At 59.0% G+C, this 23,979-nt stretch carries 19 protein-coding genes; 9 read left to right on the top strand and 10 right to left on the bottom strand.

Going from position 1 to position 23,979, the window contains the following annotated elements:
- Positions 1-353: 353 nt before the first annotated feature.
- The 4 genes from I6J19_RS00710 to metX all read left to right on the top strand — a co-directional run bounded on the left by I6J19_RS00710 (position 354) and on the right by metX (position 6,833).
- Positions 354-1,391, top strand: coding sequence for a hypothetical protein (locus I6J19_RS00710; RefSeq protein WP_038627775.1), 1,038 nt, complete (start codon positions 354-356; stop codon positions 1,389-1,391).
- 265 nt (positions 1,392-1,656) lie between these two features.
- Complete coding sequence (locus tag I6J19_RS00715; protein WP_038627773.1) at positions 1,657-3,879, top strand: NADP-dependent isocitrate dehydrogenase; 2,223 nt, start codon at positions 1,657-1,659, stop codon at positions 3,877-3,879.
- A gap of 449 nt (positions 3,880-4,328) precedes the next feature.
- A complete protein-coding gene (locus tag I6J19_RS00720) occupies positions 4,329-5,651 on the top strand; it encodes an O-acetylhomoserine/O-acetylserine sulfhydrylase (protein ID WP_038629393.1) in 1,323 nt (440 codons plus the stop codon).
- 45 nt (positions 5,652-5,696) lie between these two features.
- Positions 5,697-6,833: a homoserine O-acetyltransferase MetX gene (metX, locus tag I6J19_RS00725; protein WP_038627771.1), complete on the top strand. Its 1,137-nt coding sequence runs from the start codon at positions 5,697-5,699 to the stop codon at positions 6,831-6,833.
- Here the strand turns inward: metX and I6J19_RS00730 are convergent.
- The 5 genes from I6J19_RS00730 to I6J19_RS00750 form a co-directional block, all read right to left on the bottom strand.
- Positions 6,830-7,198 carry a DUF3017 domain-containing protein gene (locus I6J19_RS00730; protein WP_038627769.1) on the bottom strand — a complete coding sequence of 123 codons (369 nt, stop codon included), beginning with the start codon at positions 7,196-7,198 and terminating at the stop codon, positions 6,830-6,832. The genes metX and I6J19_RS00730 overlap by 4 nt on opposite strands.
- A 20-nt stretch (positions 7,199-7,218) precedes the next feature.
- Positions 7,219-8,076, bottom strand: coding sequence for a bifunctional methylenetetrahydrofolate dehydrogenase/methenyltetrahydrofolate cyclohydrolase (locus I6J19_RS00735; RefSeq protein WP_038627768.1), 858 nt, complete (start codon positions 8,074-8,076; stop codon positions 7,219-7,221).
- Between the two features lie 68 nt (positions 8,077-8,144).
- Positions 8,145-8,684, bottom strand: a complete 540-nt coding sequence (locus I6J19_RS00740) for a tRNA (cytidine(34)-2'-O)-methyltransferase (RefSeq protein WP_038627766.1) — start codon at positions 8,682-8,684, stop codon at positions 8,145-8,147.
- A 31-nt stretch (positions 8,685-8,715) separates the two neighbouring features.
- Entirely contained in the window at positions 8,716-10,680 is a 1,965-nt protein-coding gene (locus I6J19_RS00745) for an alpha/beta hydrolase family protein (protein WP_038627764.1), read from the bottom strand.
- Between the two features lie 18 nt (positions 10,681-10,698).
- The gene (locus I6J19_RS00750; protein ID WP_038629391.1) at positions 10,699-13,938 is read right to left on the bottom strand and encodes an error-prone DNA polymerase; all 3,240 of its coding nucleotides are present in this window, start codon (positions 13,936-13,938) and stop codon (positions 10,699-10,701) included.
- 247 nt (positions 13,939-14,185) lie between these two features.
- Between I6J19_RS00750 and I6J19_RS00755 the strand changes: the two genes are divergently transcribed.
- From I6J19_RS00755 to I6J19_RS00765, 3 genes are all read left to right on the top strand, one after another.
- Positions 14,186-15,052 carry a MetQ/NlpA family ABC transporter substrate-binding protein gene (locus I6J19_RS00755; protein WP_038627762.1) on the top strand — a complete coding sequence of 289 codons (867 nt, stop codon included), beginning with the start codon at positions 14,186-14,188 and terminating at the stop codon, positions 15,050-15,052.
- A gap of 64 nt (positions 15,053-15,116) precedes the next feature.
- Positions 15,117-16,166 carry a methionine ABC transporter ATP-binding protein gene (locus tag I6J19_RS00760; RefSeq protein WP_038627760.1) on the top strand — a complete coding sequence of 350 codons (1,050 nt, stop codon included), beginning with the start codon at positions 15,117-15,119 and terminating at the stop codon, positions 16,164-16,166.
- 65 nt (positions 16,167-16,231) lie between these two features.
- Positions 16,232-16,864, top strand: a complete 633-nt coding sequence (locus tag I6J19_RS00765) for a methionine ABC transporter permease (RefSeq protein WP_224433327.1) — start codon at positions 16,232-16,234, stop codon at positions 16,862-16,864.
- A 24-nt stretch (positions 16,865-16,888) separates the two neighbouring features.
- Here the strand turns inward: I6J19_RS00765 and I6J19_RS00770 are convergent, their stop codons facing one another.
- Positions 16,889-17,800 carry a sucrase ferredoxin gene (locus I6J19_RS00770; protein WP_052155580.1) on the bottom strand — a complete coding sequence of 304 codons (912 nt, stop codon included), beginning with the start codon at positions 17,798-17,800 and terminating at the stop codon, positions 16,889-16,891.
- Between the two features lie 163 nt (positions 17,801-17,963).
- On the opposite strand from I6J19_RS00770, the gene I6J19_RS00775 reads away from it, so the two are divergent.
- Positions 17,964-18,644 (top strand): AMIN-like domain-containing (lipo)protein, encoded by a 681-nt coding sequence (locus tag I6J19_RS00775; protein WP_038627758.1) that lies wholly within the window; start codon positions 17,964-17,966, stop codon positions 18,642-18,644.
- A 39-nt stretch (positions 18,645-18,683) separates the two neighbouring features.
- Here I6J19_RS00775 and I6J19_RS00780 read toward each other — a convergent pair whose 3' ends face one another.
- From I6J19_RS00780 to I6J19_RS00790, 3 genes are all read right to left on the bottom strand, one after another.
- Positions 18,684-20,348: a Y-family DNA polymerase gene (locus I6J19_RS00780; RefSeq protein WP_038627756.1), complete on the bottom strand. Its 1,665-nt coding sequence runs from the start codon at positions 20,346-20,348 to the stop codon at positions 18,684-18,686.
- On the bottom strand, positions 20,348-21,043 hold the full coding sequence (locus tag I6J19_RS00785; RefSeq protein ID WP_038629380.1) for a hypothetical protein: 696 nt from the start codon (positions 21,041-21,043) through the stop codon (positions 20,348-20,350). Before I6J19_RS00785 ends, I6J19_RS00780 begins: the two co-directional genes overlap by 1 nt.
- Before the next feature lie 215 nt (positions 21,044-21,258).
- Complete coding sequence (locus I6J19_RS00790; protein ID WP_038629377.1) at positions 21,259-21,564, bottom strand: antibiotic biosynthesis monooxygenase family protein; 306 nt, start codon at positions 21,562-21,564, stop codon at positions 21,259-21,261.
- Between the two features lie 149 nt (positions 21,565-21,713).
- Here I6J19_RS00790 and I6J19_RS00795 point away from each other — a divergent pair, with 149 nt between their 5' ends.
- Positions 21,714-22,391 (top strand): hypothetical protein, encoded by a 678-nt coding sequence (locus I6J19_RS00795; RefSeq protein WP_038627755.1) that lies wholly within the window; start codon positions 21,714-21,716, stop codon positions 22,389-22,391.
- A gap of 4 nt (positions 22,392-22,395) precedes the next feature.
- Here the strand turns inward: I6J19_RS00795 and guaA are convergent, their stop codons facing one another.
- On the bottom strand, positions 22,396-23,970 hold the full coding sequence (gene guaA / locus I6J19_RS00800) for a glutamine-hydrolyzing GMP synthase (RefSeq protein ID WP_038627753.1): 1,575 nt from the start codon (positions 23,968-23,970) through the stop codon (positions 22,396-22,398).
- Between the last annotated feature and the right edge of the window lie 9 nt (positions 23,971-23,979).

Genomic DNA, 23,979 nt, shown 5'->3' on the forward strand with positions numbered 1-23,979 from the left:
CTCAGTTCCCCTCGATTTTCGACCCAAGACGGGCTCGCAAAACCGCGAGGGGAGTCGAAAGGGAAAAATGAGACTCTACTCCGCAACACAAAAATTTCGCTATTCAATCCGTCTGTTCCCCGGGTATTTGTGCGCGGAATAACATCTACAGCCATTGGCGGTAGTCACTCACTCACGTTCTTCTAATACATTGTGCAATCGGCATTGTTTGCCGAGGGCTACCAATGCCCTCCGAGCGCCACGGACTTCCTACCATCGAGCGCTCCGGGTCTTCGATGCTGCCGTACTAGCTACCGGGTAAATTGTTTGAAAAGATATTTCGAACTGCAATACCGATAGGATCTTGAGCCGCTATGGGCGACCGCTATAACCTCTACGAGTCTCTGAAGCTGGATAGCGCAGCCAGCACCGAAGAGCTCCATGCAAACCTTTCTAGTCAGCTCTCTGAACTGCGGGATGCTGGTGTCTCGGAGTACTCCGGCGAGTTCCAGGAGAAGCTCACTGCGCTGCAAGTGCTAGGCGATGAGGGACGTCGTCGCGAATACGACGCTTTGCTGGCCGATGAGAACGCCACCATCACCATCGCGACGCTGCGCGGGCTGGCAAATCGCCCGGTACCCACTGCGCAGGAATCCTCGTTCCAGACACAAGCCCAGCAAGCCCAGCAAGCCCAGTCGCAGCCGTCATCGGCACAGCAGAATCAACAAGCACAGTGGTCCGCCCCAACTCAAAACGGACCTGCGACGGTAACCACCACGGTGACCACGGATGTACCGCCACTGCCGGCAAACGCCACACTGCAGAACATGTGGCAGCGCATGCCGCTCATTCCCCGAATTACTACCGGCCTGGTCGGTTTTTCAACCTTGATTGGCATCATCACAGTTCTGTACGCAATCAAGCTCAGCATCCAGGGCGCCAACAATCTCGGCAGCCTAGAGTCATCGTTGGGTGATTCTTGGGAGGGTATTGGCTACATGATGGGCGCTGCAGCCGCCCTCGTTCTCGTTCCAATCCTTTTACTGCTGGGAATGATGCTTGTCACCTTGACCGCATACTGGATTCACTCCATTCTCCGCGGCGAAGACTCAACGGCACCAATCTTTTTCTGCGTCACCGTGGCACCACTGGCGTTGACTATGACCATCATCCCCCTCCTGTTCTTGAGCTCCTGGGTGGATGTAGTCCTCTTCCTCGCAGGTGCCATGCTGATCGCCGCTTGCGTTCTTATGTTCCTCAAGGACATGCGCGCATGGTTCCGCGGCCAGAAACTGGTCAGGACTACCCAGTCAGCCCCGGGGCAGGTATATGCGCCGCAGCACCCCCAGTCTCAGAACATTCAGGGCTACCAGTTCGGCCAGAACAATCCTCCGAACAATACGCAGAACTAACTAAGCTGTCCTGAACCACCGCGCCGGCGTGCACGACACCCCAGCGCGGTTTTTCGTATTTGAGGGGCCTGAGCGCGGGGACCGTCGTAAAGCGAAAAATGGAATGAAAAGCGGTGAATAAGCGACAAATAAAAACGCATTTCGTGACTTACCTCACATAATTGCGTTATTCATATCACTATCACTGTTTTTGCGCTATGCCCCGACACAACCCAAGATTCAAAACTGGGTTATCGTGGAACAAAACAGATAGGAGACATGAATTATGGCGACAATTATTTGGACCCGTACTGACGAAGCCCCTCTGCTGGCGAGCTACTCGCTGAAGCCAATCGTGGAGGCATTTGCAAGCCAGGCTGGTGTCAATGTTGAAACCCGCGACATCTCCCTCGCAGGCCGCATTCTGGCTCAGTTCCCGGAGCGCCTTTCGGACGAGCAGAAGGTAGAAGATGCGCTGGCAGCCCTGGGCAAGCTGGTCAAGGAGCCGGACGCCAACATCATCAAGCTGCCGAATATCTCTGCATCCGTCCCGCAGATTAAGCGCGCTGTCGCAGAGCTGCAGGAAAAGGGCTACGACATTCCGAAGTACAAGTCGCAGCCGGAAGGCGACGAGGAGACCGCCGACCGCGCAAAGTTCGACAAGGTCAAGGGCTCTGCCGTTAACCCGGTACTGCGCGAGGGTAACTCCGACCGCCGCGCTCCGGAGCCGGTGAAGAACTACGCCCGCAAGCACCCGCACCGCATGGGTGCTTGGTCCGCAGACTCCAAGACCAACGTCGCCACCATGGCCTCCAACGACTTCCGCCACAATGAGAAGTCCATTGTCATGCCGGAAGACGACAAGCTGACTTACCAGCTCGAGTCCAACGACGGCCATATCATCACCCTGAAGAAGGACATGCCGGTCCTCAAGGGCGAGATTATTGACGGCACGGGCATGAACGTCCACATCCTGGACAACTTCCTCCGCGCTCAGATCCGTCGCGCAAAGCGCGAGAACATCCTGTTCTCCGTCCACCTGAAGGCCACCATGATGAAGGTCTCCGACCCGCTGATTTTCGGCGAGGTCCTCAAGGCCTTCCTGCCATCTGTTTTCCCGAAGTTCGAGTCCAAGCTGGCCGCTGCCAACCTGACTCCGGACTATGGCCTCGCCGCTATCCTCGACGGCCTGCACAAGCTTGACGACGCAACCGCTGCAGCCGTCAAGTCCGCGATTGAAAAGGACCTGAAGGAGGGCCCGGCCCTCTACATGGTGAACTCCGACAAGGGCATCACCAACCTCCACGTTCCGTCCGACGTCATCGTTGACGCCTCCATGCCTGCACTAATCCGCAACGGCGGCAAGGGCTGGGGCCCGAGCGGCGAAGAGAGCGACACTCTCGCTGTTATCCCGGACTCTTCCTACGCCGGCGTCTACCAAGCGGTCATCGATGATTGCCGCGCCAATGGCGCTTTCGACCCGGCAACCATGGGATCTGTCCCGAACGTCGGCCTGATGGCTCAGAAGGCTGAGGAGTACGGCTCCCACGACAAGACTTTCCAGGTTCCGGTTGACGGTGTCCTGCAGGTCATCAACTCCGCTGGCGAGGTTCTGATTGAGCACCACGTCGCCGAGGGTGACATCTGGCGCTCCTGCCAGACCAAGGACGCCCCAATCCGCGACTGGGTGAAGCTAGCCGTTAACCGCGCTCGTATCACTGGTGACCCTGCAGTGTTCTGGCTGGACCCGCAGCGTGCGCACGACAACAACCTGATCAGCAAGGTCAACGAGTACCTGGCAGATCACGACACCGAGGGTCTGGATATCCGCATCATGGATCCGGTGTCCGCCACCAAGTTCTCCCTCGAGCGCATCCGCCGCGGCGAGAACACCATTTCCGTAACCGGTAACGTTCTGCGTGACTACCTCACCGACCTGTTCCCAATTATGGAGCTGGGCACCTCCGCTAAGATGCTGTCGGTCGTGCCGCTGATGGCCGGCGGCGGTCTGTTCGAGACCGGTGCAGGCGGTTCCGCCCCGAAGCACGTCCAGCAGGTTCAGGAAGAAAACCACCTGCGCTGGGATTCCCTGGGTGAGTTCCTGGCACTGGCCGAGTCCCTGCGCTATGCCGCTGAGGATGACGACGACTCACGTCCGCGCGTCCTGGCCGAGGCCCTGGACAAGGCAACCGCTACCCTGCTCGACGAGGGCAAGTCGCCCTCCCGCAAGGCTGGCGAGATCGACAACCGCGGCTCCCACTTCTACCTGGCTCTCTACTGGGCACAGGAGCTGGCCAAGCAGGACGAGAACTCCGAGCTGAAGGAAGCTTTCGCACCGGTTGCTAAGGCCCTCACGGAGAAGGAAGAGTCCATCACCAAGACCCTGATTGATGCTCAGGGTTCCCCAGCTGATCTGGGTGGCTACTTCCTGCTGGACGATGAGAAGACCTCCGCAGTTATGCGTCCGTCCGCTGAGTTCAACGAGATTATCGACGGTTTGAAGAAGTAGGACTAACTGCTTGCCCCTGGGTGGTCTGGCTGGTCTGGTTGGCCGAGGCTGACCTAGACTGCCCGCCGATTTCAGGCGATAGCCCCTCGCTCATGTTGCATTTGATGCACATGATGCGTGGGGCTTTTTCTGTGCCCTGACCTCCATAACGGCCTTGACAACTTCGAGCGCCCTTCGGCGGTCTCCGGTACTTTTCGCCCATATCCAGCCCCCAGCTTGGCTCAACCCGACACTCGACACCGCAGCGCCCAATGCCCAGCCCCCCCAACTAATCACACCCCACGACTAATCAAACCAATCCGTACTAAGCGGGCTATCGCACTCTCGACACAGATGCACACACCCTCTTACCTTGGGTTTTTCCAAAACTTTGCAATAGACAGCTTGGTTCACTATTGTTTGTAAGCAACGTTTTGAACAACCTCAAAAACCGCAAGGAAGTATCTGAAATGACCACCAAGTACGACAACAGCAACGCCGCCAACTGGGGCCTGTCCACTCGCGCTATTCACGCCGGCTTCGCTCCGGACGCACAGACCTCCGCGCGTAACCTGCCGATTTACAACACCTCCTCCTACGTCTTCGATTCCGCTGAGCACGCTGCCAACCGCTTCAACCTCTCGGATGCAGGCCCGATTTACTCCCGCCTGACCAACCCGACTGTGGATGCCGTCGAGCAGCGCATCGCCAGCCTTGAGGGTGGCGTCGCAGCCGTACTGTTCGCCTCCGGCCAGGCAGCTGAGACCGCTGCTGTTCTCACTCTGGCTCGTGCGGGCGACCACTTCGTCGTTTCGCCGCGCCTCTACGGTGGTACTGAGACCCTGTTCAAGGTCACCCTGCCGCGCCTTGGCATCGACTGCACTTTCGTCGAGAACCCGGATGACCCGGAGTCCTGGCAGGCAGCAGTTCAGGACAACACCGTCGGTTTCTACGGTGAATCCATCGCCAACCCGCAGATCGACATCCTGGACATCCCGGTTATCGCAGAGGTTGCACACCGCAACAACGTTCCGCTGATTGTCGACAACACGGTTCCGACCCCTGCCCTGCTGCGCCCGCTCGAGCACGGTGCTGACATCGTGGTTTCTTCCACCACCAAGTTCCTGACCGGTAACGGTTCCTCCCTCGGCGGTGTCATCGTCGATGGTGGCAAGTTCGACTGGACTCAGACCCGCAACGGCCGCTCTATCTTCCCGAACTTCACCGAGGCCGACGAGGCTTACCACGGCCTGAAGTTCGCCGACCTGGGCGCCCCAGCCTTCGCACTGCGCGCCCGCGCTGGCATTCTCCGCGACACTGGTGCTACTCCGGCTCCGTTCAACGCGTGGGTTCTGGCTCAGGGCCTCGACACCTTGTCTCTGCGCATCGAGCGCCACAATGAAAACGCCAAGGCTGTCGCTGAGTTCCTCGAGAACCACCCGCTGGTCGCCAAGGTCAACTACGCTGGCCTGCCGAGCTCCCCGTGGCACGAAACCCTGACCAAGCTGGGTCTCTCCGGCGCCAGCGGCGTGCTCTCCTTCGACTTGAAGGATGCCGACACCGCCAAGGCTTGGAAGTTCATTGACGCTCTGAAGCTGCACTCCAACGTCGCCAACATCGGTGATGTCCGCTCATTGGTTGTCCACCCGGCCACCACCACTCACTCCCAGTCCGATGAGGAGGGTCTGACTCGCGCCGGCATTTCCCAGGCCACCGTGCGTCTCTCCGTCGGTATCGAGAACATCGATGACATCATCGCTGACCTCGAGGGCGGCTTCGCAGCACTCGCGTAGACCGTTTGTACACAGACATATGACGGACTAAGTAGTCTATAAGGCATGAGCTTTTCCCCATCTACCCCGGCCGCCCTCCCACCCGAGGGCGAGCCGGGGCGTGTCTTTATCGGCGATGTCACCACCGAGGCCGGCGCGGTCATCCCCGACGTCACCGTCGAGTTCGAACGCTGGGGCCGGCTTAACGACGACTGCTCGAATGTCATCCTCCTCGAGCACGCTCTAACCGGCGACGCCCACGCTTCCGGTCCCTCGGATGAGTACCACCCGACTGCGGGTTGGTGGAACGGGATGATTGGCTCTGCCCGCGCACTGGATACCGACGAGTACTGCATCATCTGCACCAACGTCATCGGCGGCTGTCGCGGTACAACTGGCCCCTCCAGTCCACATCCGGACGACGGCAAGCCCTGGGGCTCTCGCTTCCCCGCCATCTCCGTGCGCGACACGGTGACAGTGGAGCACCTTGCGCTGCAAGAACTGGGAATTTCCCGCCTCCAAGCTGTCATTGGTGGCTCCTTGGGTGGGGCCCGCGCGCTTGAGTGGTCACTGATGCACCCGGATTTCGTCGGCAAGGCATTGGTGATGTGTGTCGGCGCACGTGCGTCTGCTTGGCAGATTGGTATTCAGTCTGCGCAGATTCAATTCATTGAGTCCGATCCCGATTGGCATGGCGGCGACTACTACGACCGCGGTGTGACCCCGACCCGAGGTCTGGGGTTTGCACGCAGGGTCGCGCATTTGACGTACCGTGGCGAGCTGGAGATGGATGACCGCTTTGGTGCGGCAGCGCAGCCCGGTGAGAATCCGCTGGGCGCGATGCGCACGGAAGACCGATTCCAGGTAGAAAGCTACTTGGATCATCAGGCGAAGAAGCTGGCTCAGCGTTTCGATGCCGGGTCGTATGTCGTGCTCACCGATACCTTGAATCGGCACAATATTGGCCGTGATCGCGGTGGCCTCAACGAGGCGCTGCACTCGTCAACCGTTCCGACCATGATTGCCGGTGTGGACACGGATATTCTCTACCCCTTCCACCAGCAGGAGCACCTCGCCCGCAATCTGGGCAACTGCATGGGGCTAGAAAAGATTGAATCCGCCGTGGGTCACGACGGATTCTTGACGGAGTTCGAGCGAGTGGATTCGATTGTGCGTAATTTCCTCTCTCGCGATGTCAGCTAGCTTCCCAGCGCATCCACGCTGACTGCGAGGAATACGATCCCCATCCCGATTATGGAGCAAAACCATAGGTCAAAGGTCCGGGATCGTACAGAGAACACACCTAAAATACTGTCCGGCAGGTACTGCCTAGCCACACCGAGCAGCACCATTGTGCTTCCCAGCATGAATGTGGCGCGTCGCCAACGCTCCAGCCCCAGGAACACGACGAAGGCGGACATGCCGAAAAAGAGCGCGCCGTAAATCGTATACTGCACCCACATTGGCCACGATGCCCCCGGCGGCGGGGTCTTCGGGCTATGCGGGTTCAGCATTGGATCCGGCAGATCTTCCCGCCGGGCACGCTGCGCAATTTCCCTTTTCGACATGACTTCTTCCTCCCGGCTGACTAGGCCAGGCCAGCGAGCTTTTCAGCGCGCTCGACGACATTGCGTACGAGGAAAGCGCGAGTCAGTGGGCCGACACCACCTGGGTTCGGGGATACGTAACCGGCAATGTCCCAGACGTCATCAGCAACGTCACCGGCCAGCTTGCCGTCGACACGCGAAACTCCCACGTCGAGTACAGCAGCGCCAGGCTTGACCATGTCTGCCGTAAGCATATGAGCGACACCAGCGGCTGCGATGATGACGTCAGCCTGACGGGTTTCAGCGGCCAAATCCTTGGTGCCGGTGTGGCACAGCGTCACGGTGGAGTTCTCGCTGCGGCGAGTGAGCATCAGCCCGATTGGGCGACCGACGGTGACACCGCGGCCGATAACAACAACCTTGGCTCCATTGAGCTCGACGCCGAAGCGTCGCAGCAGGTGGATACAGCCGTTTGGGGTACACGGCAGTGGCGCTGGCTCGTTGAGAACCAGCTTGCCCAGGTTTACCGGGTGGAGCCCATCGGCGTCCTTCTCCGGATCGATGAGGCCCAGAATACGGTTTTCATCCAGGTGCTTCGGCAGTGGCAACTGAACAATGTAGCCTGTGCACTCCGGGCTTTCGTTCAGCTCGGTGATTACTGCCTCGAGTTCTTCCTGCGTGGTGTCAGCTGAGAGATCACGGCGGATAGAGGCGATACCAATCTGCTCACAGTCGCGATGCTTCATCTTGACGTAAGAGTGGCTGCCTGGATCATCACCAACCAACACGGTGGCCAACCCCGGGGTGTAGCCGGCTTCCTTCAAACGCTCAACGCGCTTTTCCAGGTCTTCAAAGATTTCGTCTCGGTAGAGTTTGCCATCAAGCTTTGTCGCTGCCATGGCATTTATCTTAGGCACAGGAGCGAATAATGCCCAGAAACGCCCTGTAACCGCCCTCGCCTTTGACCCTATTTACCGCCCATAAAGCCCTGTTGACGCCAGACTTCATAAGCAGCCACTGCAGCGGCGTTGGAAAGATTCATGCTGCGACGAGCGGGCAACATGGGAATTCGGATCAATTGCGTAATTCGCGAATCATCGAGCACTGACTGTTCCAACCCGGTTGGCTCCGGGCCAAAGAGCAGTACATCGGTGTTCGTGTACTCAATGTCTGTGTGCCAAGTGTCAGCGTGTGCGGTAAAGGCAAAGATGCGGCACCCTTGGCTGGCAAAGGTCTCCAACGCTTGATCGATGGAATCGTGAATACGCACATCGGCCAGGTCATGGTAATCCAGCCCGGCGCGACGCAGATTCTTGTCATCGAAGTTGAACCCCAGTGGCTTGGCCAGATGCAACATAGCTCCAGATCCCGCACACATGCGGATAGCGTTTCCGGTGTTCGGCGGGATGACAGGCCGGTCAAAAAGCACGTGGCAGGTGTGGCTCTTAATCCAGTCTGTGGAGTTGGTTGGCTCGGCGTTCGTCGGCTCGGTCGTGGCGCTATTCATTTCTTCTGTCAGTTCTTTTCCGCTGCTTCTATTACTGATCGTTGTTAGTTTCTACTGCCGTTGACGCGCTGGGCACCGCATCACACACGCCGTACTCGGCGAAAAACGCGATGATGGTCTCACCGATGAGCGCTCGGCTCCTCGGCTTCGAGAACTTATGGCCCTCTCCCTCAACCACCAGAAAATCAGTGGGCACACCATAGGCATCCATGGCGTTGCGCATCTGACCGGACTCTCGCGGAGGCACGTTGGTATCCCACTCGCCGTGGATGAATAGGGTTGGAGCCTTCATTTCCTCCGCACGGTGCAGTGGCGAGATATCGCGCAGAAGCTCAGCATCCTGGTACGGGTAGCCGTATCGAGGGAACGCGGCCTGCGCCAACCAGGGTTCTGTGGATTGGTAGTAGGTTTCAAAACTTGTCATTCCGCAGGCATCGACGATGGCAGCAAACTGATCCGGGTACCACGCCGAGGCCAACAGCGACATGAAGCCACCGTAGGATCGCCCACCCAGGGCAATGCGTTCTGGGTCCGCCAACCCGGCATCAACGAGGAAGGCACGCGCCGCTGCGATATCCGCAATAGCGGCAAAGCGTCCATAGCGGTCGCCCGCGTGCTCGAATGACCTACCGGACCCCGAGGAACCGCGCACATTAGGTGTGAACACCACGAAGCCCGCCTCCACAATGCTGGCTAGAACATCGTGGTGAATGGGTTTCGCCTGCAGTTCTGGGCCGCCGTGGATATGGATGAAAGCCGGCGGTAGTGCGTTTTCGGAAACGTCATTAGAACTATTGCGCACCGACTCTGGAAGGTAGAGCCAGCCAGAGAGTTCCAGCCCATCGCGGGAAACAAAGTAGACCAGTTCTGGGGCCGGCATGGTCTCCAGATTCTTCTCTTCCAGAGCCAAAATCCGTTCGGTGCGTTCCATATCCAATGGCTCAATGACACCACCGATATTGCGCAGAATCTCCACCGTTGGCGCAAGGCCTGGCCCTTCTACTGTCAGGGAGATCAGCTCACCGTCTCCGGAGATTGACAGCTCGCGCGCAACCATGCCCGGCAATTCCACGTTGCGGCGCACCATCACCCGCATGTCGTCAGTCTGCGGGTGAAAGCCAAGGGTTAGCACCTCGAGCGTGCTGACCCCACCGCTATTCCACAGCACAGCCGCAGTGGAGGAATCCTCACTAATGACGAATTCTTCGACGTCTTGATCCGGATTGCCAATGAACTCCTCGACATCGACTTCGATGCCGATCTTCATATCCAAAATCTCCGCTGCGGTCGATTCCGCTGTACGCGGCTCCGTGGTGCTGATACCACTATCGGGAGTAATACCCAGGCGCAGGATGCGACGCTGTTCCGCGCCATGATCTGAGAGCACGAATGCGGTCAGCTTCTCCTGCCCCGTATGCGCCAATAAGACACCGGCATCCGTGGTGGAGCCAGGATCGGATGGCAACAGCGGCTGCCACTGCTGCCCCGGCCCGACTAGTAGTAGCTCCCGGTGGCCTCGCGGACCCACCCGCACGAGGCCAAACCCACTTTCAGCCGCTACCAGCTGGCTGTCGGTGCGTCTATCAATGACCTCATACTTTGAGTTTGTCGGGTTGACCAAACGTGCATAGTTAATGCCCTGGGCATCGACCGCGTTCATCGCCAGGAGATTGTTATCCCATTCCACCAGTGTGGCGCGCATATCCGCATCCATGCGCAGGGGGCGGGCACCATCGACCTCCGGATCGGTGGATACCAGCCAGGTCTGCAGTCGCTCCGTACCGTACGGAGAGACCTCGCAGGCAATCCACTTTCCATCCGGGGAGTGCAGCACTCTGGTAACCGGGCCTTCCACCGGCAGTTTCACGGGGCGCTCCTCCCCTAGCCCCTCCGGAGTAATCTCCTGCTGTACCGCACGCGGGTAGCCGCTATCGCGGACAATAAAGGCGATTGCACTCCCATCCGGTGCTAACGAGGATTCATAGGTCTGGCGCATAACAATCCATTCTAATAGTCAGCGAAAATCTCTACTTCGACCTGCCACCACCGGCCGCCCCAGAGCCTCGGACATATCCACCAGACGATCGGCCACGATTGTCACCGCACCAGAGGCTGTCTGCGCGATACCGCGCACCACCATCGCCCGCGAATTCACCGCTACCGGCCGAAAACGATTCCACAGCCCCGGTGTACACAGCACATTCACCAGCCCAGTTTCGTCCTCCATTCCCAAAAATGTCACTCCGCCAGCTGTCCCTGGACGTTGCCTATGTGTCACGACTCCCGCCACTTCTACTCGTGTTCCATCGGGCACTGCTTTCAGTTCCGCCGCAGGCACCACTCCACGTTCCTGCAGGTCTGCCCGCAACGCAGCTACCGGGTACTGCCCCGGGGTCACTCCCGTTGCCATCAAATCGGCAGCTGCCAGCTCAAACTCCGTCATGCCGGGCAACGCCGGTGCGTCAGCAAGCGTGAGCCCCGGCAGCATGCCCTCACTTTCCGTCGCCGCCACGCCCGCCGCCCACAGTGCTTGACGACGGTCAATCCCCAGCGACCCAAGTGCTCCTGCGCGCGCCAGTGCTTCCATGTGCCCAACACCCAGCCGAGCTCTGCGGGCGACATCTGCTGCGTTGACAAATGGCCGCGCTGCGACGATACGTTCCGCCACGCCATTGCCCACACCGGCAATGGCACCGAGCCCCAAACGAATACGACCATCGATGACGCTGGCTTCCACGCCTGAAACTGCGATATCCGGACCATCGCAGCCGATACCGCGCCGGCGGGCATCGGCAATCAACGACTGCGGAGAGTAAAACCCCATGGGCTGAGCACGGAGCAACGCTACACAGAACTCCGCCGGATAGTGGTACTTAAACCAGGCCGAGAAATACACCAAGGAGGCAAACGACTGCGCGTGTGATTCAGGGAAACCGTAGGCGGCAAAGGCCACTATCTTGTTCCACAGTTGTTCCCCAATATCCGCATCAATGCCACTGGTGCGCTCCAGCCCAGCCAGAAAACGGGCATGGAGCGCTTCCATTTTGGCCACTGAGCGCTTCGACCCCATAGCGCGGCGCAGCGAGTCCGCTTCCGCCCCGCTGAAACCCGCCGCATCGACGGCCATTTGCATCAGCTGCTCTTGAAATAGCGGAATGCCCAGTGTCTTCCCGAGAGACTTCTCCAACACCGGATGCTCATAGGTCACCGGTTCGAGTCCATTTCGGCGGCGAATGTAGGGGTGCACGCTACCGCCTTGAATGGGGCCTGGGCGAATGAGTGCCACCTCCACCACCAGATCAAAGAACTCCCTCGGCTTCAGTCGGGGCAAGGTGGCCAGCTGCGCGCGCGATTCCACCTGAAACACGCCCACCGCGTCCGCGCGTGCCAACATCTCGTAAACCTCCGGTTCAGCGACATCTATTTCCCACAGGTTCACTCGGCGCCCGTGCTGTTCATAGACCAAGTCAATGCAATGGTGGATGGCCTCCAGCATTCCGAGGCCAAGCAGGTCGAACTTCACCAGTCCCGCTGCCGCACAGTCATCCTTATCCCACTGCACTACTGAGCGCCCCTCCATGCGTGCCCATTCCACTGGCACGACATCCGCAATCGGCCGATCACAAATCACCATTCCGCCAGAGTGAATGCCTAAATGACGAGGCTGCCCACGAAGCTGCTCTGCCAGTTTCCGCACCGGCTCCGGCGGACACGCTTCTCGGTCTCTGCCCCACGCATCGATAACGCCCGGCGAGTATCGCAACACCCGCGCCGCATCGCGCAATGCGCCGCGCCGCCGGTAGGTAATGACATTGGCCACCTGCGCAGCATTGTCACGACCATACTTTTCATAGACGTATTGGATAACCTCTTCCCTACGACCAGACTCGATGTCTACATCGATATCCGGCGGACCATCCCGTTCTGGCGACAAAAACCTCTCGAACAACAGCCCGGCGCTAATGGGGTCAACATTGGTGATCCCCAGCGCAAAACACACCACCGAGTTAGCGGCCGAACCGCGCCCCTGCGCCAGAATTCCCGCCCGGCGACAGAACTCACAGATGTCGTGCACGATGAGGAAGTAGCCCGGAAAGCCCAGCTCTCGAATCACAGTCAGCTCATGTTCTAACTGCGCCCACGCCCGCGCTTGCACGGAGCCGTCCCCAGCTCCATCGACCGGACCATACCGCCGCCGTGCCCCCGCACGGGTAATTTCCCGCAGCCAGGAGTCCTCATCGTGGCCCTCTGGCACTTCCCAGCGAGGCAACTCAGGCGCAATGAGGTCAAGCGTAAAAGCACACTCACCTGCAATGTCCTGTGTTGACTGCAGCACCTGCGCCCCCAGATACCGTGTTGCCGCCGCTAGCTCCTCCCACGAACGCAACCAAGCTCCGCCTGCCGGCTCCAGTCGTGACTCGAACCCGTCTAAGTCCTCTCTCACAGCAAGAGCCTGTTTAGCCCCCGCCAACCGGCTTGTCGCAGGCGAAGCCGACGTCGCAGCAGAGGAAACCACCTCCCGCAGGCCATACTTCACAGCTGCGGCTGAAATAGCTTCCGCGTCATCGGCCGCCTGCGCGGTGGGGCTCACGCGGTGTTCGAGTGCCACATTCTCCGCACCGAAGGCCGCAATAAGTTCTTCCAGGTCGCCGAGCCAGTTAACGTCGGCAAGCACCTGCCAGAAACCACCTGCGGCCTCCCCCAACTTTGGCAGTGGAGGATAGCGGACGACGGACTTCTCCCCCGCAGACATATGCGCATCACACAGCGCGTGACTCAGGCGCCGATAGCCCTCGGGACCCCGCCCCAGCACCGTGAGGGGCCGCTGCGGAAGCCCCAGCTCCGCGCCGATAATTGTGGCAATACCAGCCTCCGCTGCAGCCTCGGCAAAACGAGCGATTCCATAGAAACCATCGCGATCTGTCAGCCCCAACACGTTTAACCCCAAACGCACAGCCTCGGACACCAATTCTTCCGGATCCGATGCGCCATGCAGGAAGGAATAACTCGAACGACAGTGCAATTCCGCCTTAATATCCGCAGGCGTAAATGACATGCCACCTCTGCCACCAGCGCCGCTTTCCGGAGCTTCAAAAGCCCCAACGATGGAATCTGACAGCTGCCCCCGCCAGCCGTTGAAGCTACCATTAGGCTGTAGTTTTCCTGAAAATTTACCCGATAGAATACGCTCAATCCGCGACCAACTCAGTGGTCGACCGGACCGCTCCGACTGCCCGTCCGAGATGTTTTCCATGCCACGAACATTAACCCACACCGCGGACTGAATTCAAACGTATTTTCGACTGCCATCTGCATTAAACGTCACCCCCGGGACGCATCCGTAAGTCACATCTCAGCCACGTTCGACTGTTTAGGCTGAAGTTGAATTTTCAGCACCACCTGGGCAAGTGCTAGCCTTAACCCCAGAATTAAAGACAGCTTGGTCTAGTTCTGCCTTAAAACTTCAGCTAACAAATCCCATTAAATAAGGAGACCCCTCGATGAACCTCAAGCGTTTTTCCGCCGGTGTACTTACTGTCGCGTTCGCCGCAACCGGCCTTACTGCCTGTGGCGGCTCGGATGACGCCATTCGTATCGGCACCACGGATGCCGGCAAGAAGGCCTGGACCGTTTTCGAGCAGAAGGCTTCTGAACAGGGCATTGATCTGGATGTTCAGAACTTCTCCGACTACCAGACTCCGAACCGCGCACTCGATGAGGGCCAGCTCGATGTCAACCTCTTCCAGCACATCAAGTTCCTGGCTGAGTACAACGTCGGCGCTAAGTCGGACCTGACGCCGATTGGCTCGAGCGAGATTGTCCCGCTGGCTCTGTTCTGGAAGGACCACAAGTCAGTTGATGAGCTGAAGAAGGGCACCGAGGTCGTTATCCCGAACGACCCTTCCAACCAGGGGCGCGCTATTAACGTGCTGGCTCAGGCTGGCCTGCTAAAGCTGAAGCAGGATGACCTGCTGACTCCGTCCCCGGCCGACATCGATAAGGAAGCTTCCACAGTCACGGTCCTGCCAGTGGATGCTGCTCAGACCCCGGCCGCTTACGGCGAGGGTAAGCCTGCCATTATTAATAACTCCTTCCTGGACCGCGCCGGTATCGACCCGAACACCGCCATCTTCCAGGATGACCCGAACTCCACGGAGGCAGAGCCGTACATCAACGTCTTTGTCACCAAGGCTGAAAATGCTGACGACCCGAAGTACGCGGAGCTCTCCAAGATCTGGCACTCCAAGGAGGTCCAGGACGCAGTCGCAGAGGACTCCAAGGGCACCTCGGTTCCGGTTGACCGTTCGGCTAAGGAGCTGCAGGACATTTTGGACCGCGTCGAAAAGCAGCAGCGCGAGCAGAACTAAGGCCACTGCCGCTTAAGCACCGCCCACCACCAGGGAACACAGACCAAGGGGCACTGATTCATTCGTGACCAACAAGGGAACGAAGCTCGAATTCCGCGAGCTGAACAAGCAATTCGGCGACGTCACCGCGCTCGCCGACATCAACCTGACCGTTGAACCCGGCGAAATCCTCGGCGTCATCGGTTATTCCGGCGCCGGTAAATCAACGCTCATCCGTATGATTAACGGCCTGGAAAAGCCAACATCAGGGCAGGTTTTGCTGGACGACACCGACATCGTCGGCATCTCCGAGCGCCAGCTACGGGGCCTGCGCCGCAATATCGGCATGATCTTCCAGCACTTCAACCTCTTCCATTCGCGCAACGCGATTCGCAACGTTGAATATCCGCTGGAACTGGCCGGTATGCCGAAGGCCAAGCGCCGCGCTCGCGCCCAGGAGCTGTTGGAGTTCGTCGGTCTCGGCGACAAGGCGGAGTCCTTCCCAGAGCAGCTCTCGGGTGGACAGAAGCAGCGTGTCGGCATCGCCCGTGCGCTCGCCACCGAACCGACGCTCCTGCTTGCCGACGAAGCCACCTCGGCACTCGACCCGGAAACTACTTCTGGTGTCCTGGATCTGCTGCGTCGCATCAATCGCGAAATGGGTGTCACTATCGTGCTGATTACCCATGACATGTCGGTTGTACGCGGTATCGCTGACCGCATGGCCATCATGGAAAATGGGCACATCGTCGAAACTGGTACGGTCCACGGGGTCTTTGCCAATCCCAAGACTGAGGTTGGCCGCCGCTTCGCCACCACCGCGCTGCGCGATGTTCCGATTGGTCGTGAACGCGATTCGGTGAATCAGTCTGCCGAGAGCGCAGCGGCTCGCCTGATCACCATCACTATCAATGACGGTGTTGACCTCGGTGCTCTAGCACAGGCCACTAGTGCCCACGGTGTCGCCGCCTCGGTGGCACACGGTGCAGTCGCCAATGTGCAAGCGAAGTCCTACGGTCGCCTTACTTTGCGGTTGACTCCGCTGACAGGTGATTCCGCCTCGGATTCCTCTGATTTCGATGCCGCCATTGCTGCCATTTCCGAACTGACACAGGTAGAGGAGCTTGCATCATGATCGGTCTCTTAAACTCTCTGCCATCGGTGAGTGGCAAGGACACCAACTGGGATAGCCTCGGCCCAATGCTGGGCGAGGCATTCGGCCAGACGCTCTACATGGTCTGTGTCGCCATGCTGATTGGTGGTGTCGCAGGTCTGGCAATCGGCGTGCTGCTCTACACCACCCGCGACGGTGGCGTGTTGCGCAACAAGTTTGTCTACCAGGTCCTCAATGTCCTGATTAACTTTGTCCGCCCAATCCCGTTCATCATCTTGGTTACGGCCATTGGCCCACTGACAAAGAACGTGGTCGGCACCACGATCGGCACTGAAGCCGCGGTGTTCGTCATGTCGATTGCCGCCACATTCGCCATCGCGCGACTGGTGGAGCAGAACTTGATGTCCATCGACCCCGGCGTGATTGAGGCCGCCCGTGCGATGGGCGCAAGTCCGTGGCGCATCATCCGCACGGTCGTCGTGCCGGAGGCACTGGGCCCACTGGTACTTGGCTACACCTTCGCATTCATCGCCGTGGTCGACATGTCGGCTATGGCCGGCTACATCGGCGGCGGCGGACTGGGCAACTTCGCAATCACCTACGGCTACCAGGCATTCGACTGGAACGTCACTCTGGTGACAACCCTGGTCATCATCTTCATCGTCCAGTTGGCGCAGATTTTCGGCAACTGGCTCTCCAAGAAGATTATGCGCAGGTAGCCGCACACATTAGCTAGCCGCTAGCTAGCGGCGGGTTACTTCGACCGCAGCCCAGCCCTTCTTTGGCCCTGGAGCATCACCGCAGGAAGACACAACACCTTCTGTGGTGATTTTCTCCAGGGCCACTTCGTATTCCACGACCTTGTCGCGGTCGCTGGGGCCGTCGTAAAGCGCGACGACTGCAGTCGTACCGTCGACGTCAACGCGTGCGACGTCGTCTACGCCCCACGCATCTGCTTGACGACGCGCAGCCAACTCGGCTGCCTGCCCCTGCGGGGTGTAGATACCACGGCCGCGGCAGCCCCCTGCATGCACGATGCCCCGCTGAGCGTCTTCGATAACCCCCTTGGCGTCCACCGCACTCAGACGTCCAAAGCTGTAATTCCATGGCAGCAGTACGCTAGCCGGCGCAAAGCGGTGCCCCTTAGAGTGGGAAGTTTCCCACACGACCTCTGGGTAGAGGTTGTGCATCGCCGCAGCGAGCGGGCGACCTTTAATCGCACAGCAACGATCGCGCTTACCGTGCGTACAGATGAGAAACAGTGGATGGTCTAGACGAGTGGCCCCCTCGGTGGACTGTCCAAGCCGGATATCCAGAGTCATCAGGTCTTCAACATCGGCAACCATGCGATGTTCGAGGAAAACCTCAGAGCCATCCGCTGACTCGCAATGCGCGATATAGACGTTAACGCCATCACACGGCTGCTGGCCGATTCGGCCTGGTTTGCGAATTAGCTGCAACGCGCCACCGCGCTCAGATAACCAGGCTTCTACCTGACCGGTGATCTCTGCTCCCCATACCCCGCCGTCAAAAATATCGTGCGACCAACCGAGTTGGTGCTCCAACGCAATAAAGAGCTTTCCGGCTTTTGCAGTACCGGGAAGCGGCTCAGCCATCTGAGCGGAACAGGTGGTATCAAATTTGGCCTGGCTCATACGCCTAAGCGTAATTGAGTACCTCTGCGATTGGGTCTTAGGTCGCAGCGTTCACCCCTGTTTTATTACTATTGTGCAACACTTTGACAACAAATAACTTTGACCTCGACTTTTGCAGTTCAACTTGTTGAAATTCCGCAACCGCGCACATACCGTCGGACGTATGAATACGAAATCGCTGGATGCTTCGCGCACTCGTACCCGTATCGCGGCATCCCTGTGCCTCGCATTGGGTCTAGCTCTCGGTGCCTGCTCCTCTGACTCCTCCTCAGACTCGGCTGCTGCACTGTCTATGAAAACTGACTCAACCGCTGGCACCTCCGATTTGTCGAGCAGCTCTAGCAGCTCCACTAGCTCGTCTGCGGCGGCGCAGACCACCATGGATGACGATGCTGCTCCGGCGGGCGATTTCAATAGCTCCTCTGCAGAAGCTGCTCCTTCCGATGGCGCTTACTTGGGTATTCAAGATGTCCGCGTCGGTTCCCACGACGGTTATGACCGCATTGTCTTTGAACTCACCGGCGAGGGCACACCGGGATACTTCGTCCGTTACGAGGATGTCCCAACCCAGCAGGGCTCCGGCAAGCCGATTTCTGTCGACGGTACAGCCAAGCTGGTAATCGACTTGCGGGGCATGGGCTACCCCTTTGATTTCCAGATGGAGGACTTCCCCTCTGACTCGGTCAAGCCGACATCGACTTCCGTTATTAAGGAAGTCGTCGGTGCCGGAACCTTCGAGGGGCAGACTCAGTATGTCGTCGGGCTCAAGGGAGATAAGACCCCGTTCAAGGTTTTCTCGTTGAGCAATCCAAACCGCCTGGTTATTGACTTCCAATCGAAGTAATCGGTTTGCACACCGACGCACTCCTCCTCCACTGCGTCTCTACGCGTAAGCACCCTCGATTCTCCATGCGCCGGCATGCCCTATGAGCAACCAGGCGGCGATGGTACCGTCATTCGCTACCGCACGGATTTGTATTCTTGCCGCTCGGCGAGCCTCATCGGGTACCCACCAGCGCTCATCAATCGGCCAGGGCCCAGCCCACGATGACACGCGATACGTTGTTACTCCATGTCGCACCAGGGACGGTTCCGCCGTCATGGTCGCTCGCCCAGTTACGCCCACGGTGTGCCCATCGGCGTCGAGCACTTCCACCTCTGCATTCGCAGTCGCGGGAATAATTGCCGGATTGGGGGCAAGAACAGCTCCCGGCCATGGCTGATTAATTTCCGCGGTTTTTGTGTTTTTGGGGTTTTCTCCGAAAGCGACAAATCCCACTCTTTCGCCTGGGCCACGCCCGCCTTGCATGATTGGTTGCTGTACTGCCTCTGGCCCCAGTAACCCCTGCACACGCTCTGCAGCCCGGCGCGCTTTAGCTCGCGCATCATCACTACCGTGCCACAAATCCTGCTTTACAGTCCCGGCGGCGACCACATCCAGTGGCTCTAACTGCAGCTCTACGATTCCGCGGCTATCATCTCCGTCATTTTCCTCAGCGCAGCCAACAACTCCAGCACCAGTGTCGCTGTTCCCTCGTGGCTGCTGCCGATTCCTGTTATTCAGCCAGCCATCGAGCTGCCACCGAACTCTGTCAGCCGTAGTCTGTTCTGCCAGTGGCTCAGTGCAGCGCCATACTCTGCGCACCTCTGAGCCGTCACTAAACTGCGCCACCACCGCTAAGCGGTAGCACGAATACCCATGGTTAAAAAGCTGTTCATGCAGTTGCCCAGCTAGAAAACGCGCCACGAATGAGGCCTCGTCCACTCTCCGGAGTGGACTCTCCCAAGACTGGTAGCTCGCAGCCAATCCTGGTGGCAAAGATCGCGGCGCTACCAACCGCACTTCCCCACGACAGGCCAAATCATGCCATCTAGCCCCCTGCACCCCAAACCTGTTGGCTATATCCCGCTTCGGCAACGCAGCGACATCTCCCAATGTGCGCAGACCGAGTTCCTGCCACGACTTCGCAAGCTCTGCGGGCATCTCCAGTGCACTTTCCGCCCTAAGCTCCACCAGAGAGATTCCCTGCCGAAATCTTTTGCCTTCATCCTCCCCGGGAGCTACCAGCACTCCCCGGCGCGCTGCCAAAATAGCTGTCACAATATCGTCCGCGAGCCCCAAGCTGCAGTCCACACCCGGTACTGCAGCGGCATCAAGCAGCTTTTCCAAGGCCACATCCTGTCCGCCGTAATAACGCATTACCCCTCGCGCTGCCACAACCGCCAAGCCTGGCCGTAGAGCTTCGACACCAGCTGCCACCGCCTCCAACCGTTGCAGCACGGACTCGAATTCCGCAGCGTCGCGCACCGCACTTTCCTCGACAACCTCCAGTTCCGGGCACAACGCTTCCGCATGACGACGACTTTGCCCGCGCCGTACCCCTGCACGGCGTGCACTTGGAGAACAAGCAGCGACTCCGCTATCACCCACAATTGCAACTGGACTGAGCGGATTAGCCTGCGACGTCACAGATGCTAGATGCGCTGCCTGCACTGGCCAATCAGGAAGCCATAGCGCCACCACACGGTTCGATTCCGCCGCTGCCATTAGGACCTCCTCTGTGCGGGAAAGGCGACCACATTGTTCTGTTCCACCTGTTCCCCCACCCGCCAACGGCACTGCCTCCGCGGAAACCGCGTCCCCGACACACTGACGTGGTAATCCACTGCCCGAATCCGGCCATACCCAGTACCAATCCCGGAAACACCAGCAACAGAGCTGGAAATTTCCGACTCAGCGCCCGGCCACTGCTGCCCGACAAAAACCAGAGCACAACCACTCGTGCGCAGTCGTGCCTGCAGCGGACGTGCCTGCGACGGCGGCGGAGTGGGTGCCAACGAAGCCACCACCAAGTCAACGCCGTCCGCCAGCAGCCCAATTACTTCAAGTGGCTGCATTCCAGGATCTGGCACACAGACAATGTTCGATAGCTTCCCGCCCAACTCCACCACGGAGAGCAACCCCTGCTCGGAGAGCCCAACTAGCGCAACATGACCTGTCTTCGTAACTTCCGCGATTAGGCCTGCTAATACCGCACCGGGCTGTTCAATGACACTGACAGCCCCTTTTCGCACTGCTCCCGCCAACGTATTTTCCAACGCCACCGGCACCGGCAGCGCCTCACCGAGCCCAAAGGTTGCACCAGTTACAGTCCCACCAGACTGGGCTGCCATCGCCTGCCGCAATGCCGCAATAGTCTGCTCCCTAGACTGCCCCGCAGCAATATTGACCGCCGTTGTCACTTCTTGTTCCACCTCATTTCGTTGTCATCCCGCTGTCGACCCTCTGTCGACTCACTGCCATGCTCACCACGAACCCTGCTCGAATATTCTTTCCCAACAAGCGGATTAAACACTACCTTAAATAGCACGTACGTTCGGTATTAATGTGCGAAGAAAAGCGCCGCACACCACCGCGCGACGCTCTAACCTCAGCCGAACACTACATTGCGTAATGCTTACGCCTTCACATCCAGGACTACATCGAATTCGAGCAAATCAGCCGACGACGACACCGGCTTGCGCTTTTCGCCCTCATGCGATGCCTTGAAGGCACGGCCCTCACGCCACCCCTGGTAGGCCTCCTCGCTCTCCCACTCAGTGAAGACGAAGTAGCGGCTCTCCCCTGCGGTTGGACGCAGCAGCTGGAAACCAATAAACCCCGGGACATCGGTCATTTTCGAAGAGTTAGCGGAAAAGCGACGTTCGAGCTCTTCTCCCGCACCCTCAGGAACGGTAATAGCGTTAATTTTTACAATGCTCATAGTCATAACACTAGCCACACGACTCTCAACAATCTATAGTTCCACCGCTACTAAACTTAAGAAGTATGACTGAATGCAGCCGATACCAACACTCTTCAGGGTCTTACCCAGACGCGACTCAACGCACGACAAAATTTATCAATAATCCCGTGCGGCTGGGGACGGTGATTGGCGTCATCACCGCAGTGATTACACTGCTCGCGCTGCTTAACGCACATATCATCGGCTCCATTGGCTGGTGGATCATGATAGCGCTTTTACTGGCTCTCATCGGCGCCACTCTTTTCGTGCGCCAGGCAAAAACACCCACCAAAGAAACTCGGCCGTCCTATTTCGCCGAGCCGATGCGTGAGTCACCAAACGACATCTCTTGGACCTCCAGCGTAAGCGTGCTGCTGATTTTCCCCGGCGCATGGATTATTGCGGCTGTCGCCGAACGAATCTCCTCTACACCGATCGCCTGCATAGTGACCCTAGTTCTGTCCGCCATCACCGCTACCTGCGCAATCCTGCCGCGGCAATTCGGCTTCCTCCCGATGGCCGCACAACTTCCCGACGACTTCTCCCAACGCTGCCCTTATCCCGCCGACTCACCAGAGGCCCGCATCCTCGCGGTCCTCTTCACCGCACGTCTGCGCGACAACTACGTCTTCTTCACCGACCAGCTGCCTTACTTCGCCATGCTTGACGACGATGCCGTGAGCGCAGCCCTCCACACGCTCGTGGCCGATAAGCGCATCACCATCACCAGGAACAATTCTGCCCTGACGGAAAAGGACCGTGCCCGCGAGTTTGCACAACTCACAGACACGGCCCTTGCCAACTAGTGGCTTACTCCCACTCAATGGTTCCCGGCGGCTTGGAAGTCACATCCAGGACCACTCGGTTGACCTCTGGCACCTCGTTGGTAATACGGGTGGAAATCTTCTCCAAAGTGTCGTACGGAACGCGAGTCCAGTCAGCGGTCATCGCATCCTCAGAGGAAACCGGGCGCAGCACAATTGGGTGGCCATAAGTACGACCATCGCCCTGAACACCGACCGAGCGAACGTCGGCAAGCAGGACGACCGGGCACTGCCAGACAACCTCATCCATACCTGCGGCCGTCATTTCCTCGCGCGCAATGGCGTCGGCACGGCGGAGGGTATCCAGGCGCTCCTCATCGACAGCGCCGATGATGCGGATACCGAGCCCCGGACCCGGGAACGGCTGACGAGCAACGATTTCTTCCGGCAGCCCCAGCTCACGGCCGACCGCACGGACCTCGTCCTTGAACAGCAGGCGCAGCGGCTCAACGAGGGTGAACTCAACGTCATCCGGCAGACCACCGACGTTGTGGTGGCTCTTGATGTTGGCAGTACCAGAACCGCCGCCGGACTCCACCACATCCGGGTACAGGGTGCCCTGAACCAGGAAGTCCACGGTCTCGCCCTCCGGAGCGCCCTCCAGTGCCTGAGCGACAGCGCGCTCGAAGGATCGGATGAACTCACGGCCGATAGTCTTACGCTTGGTCTCCGGATCGGTGATACCAGCCAAAGCATCCAGGAAGACTTTGGAGTCGTCGACGGTGATCAGCTTCGCGCCAGTTGCAGCAACGAAATCCTTCTCAACCTGCTCGCGCTCGCCCTGACGCAGCAGCCCATGATCGACGAAGACACAGGTCAGACGGTCACCAATAGCGCGCTGCACCAGCGCGGCGGCAACTGCGGAGTCAACGCCGCCAGACAGACCGCAAATTGCGCGACCGGTCTCACCGACCTGATTACGGACCTGCTCAATCAGCTCTTCCGCGATATTAGCGGCAGTCCAGTCCGGCTCCAGGCCAGCAATCTCGTACAGGAACTTCTCCAGAACCTGCTGACCATACGGCGAGTGGTTGACCTCCGGGTGGTACTGCACACCGGCCATGCGCTTTTCCAAGCACTCGAAAGCGGCTACCGGAGCACCCTTGGTGGACGCCGTAACGGTGAAGCCCTCCGGTGCCTCAGACACCGCGTCACCGTGGCTCATCCACACCTCGTGCGTCTCCGGCACACCAGCGTGAGCGACACCGCCACCGTCGACGACGTTTAGCTGCGTGCGGCCGTACTCACGGTCACCGGTAGCAGCGATCGTGCCGCCGAGCACCTCAGTCATCACCTGGAAACCGTAGCAAATACCAAACACCGGAATGCCCAGCTCAAGCCACTCTGGGTTGAGCTTCGGGGCACCTTCGGCGTAGGCACTGGACGGGCCGCCGGACAGCACCAGCGCGGCCGGGTTCTTGGCCTTGATTTCTTCGGTCGTCGCATCATGCGAGACCACTTCGGAATAAATTTTTGCCTCGCGCACACGTCGCGCGATGAGCTGTGCATACTGCGCACCGAAGTCCACGACGAGGACGGGCTTAGTCACCTGTTCAGACACGCCCTAAAG

It is taken from the genome of Corynebacterium amycolatum, from assembly GCF_016889425.1.
Classification (GTDB): Bacteria; Actinomycetota; Actinomycetes; order Mycobacteriales; family Mycobacteriaceae; genus Corynebacterium; species Corynebacterium amycolatum.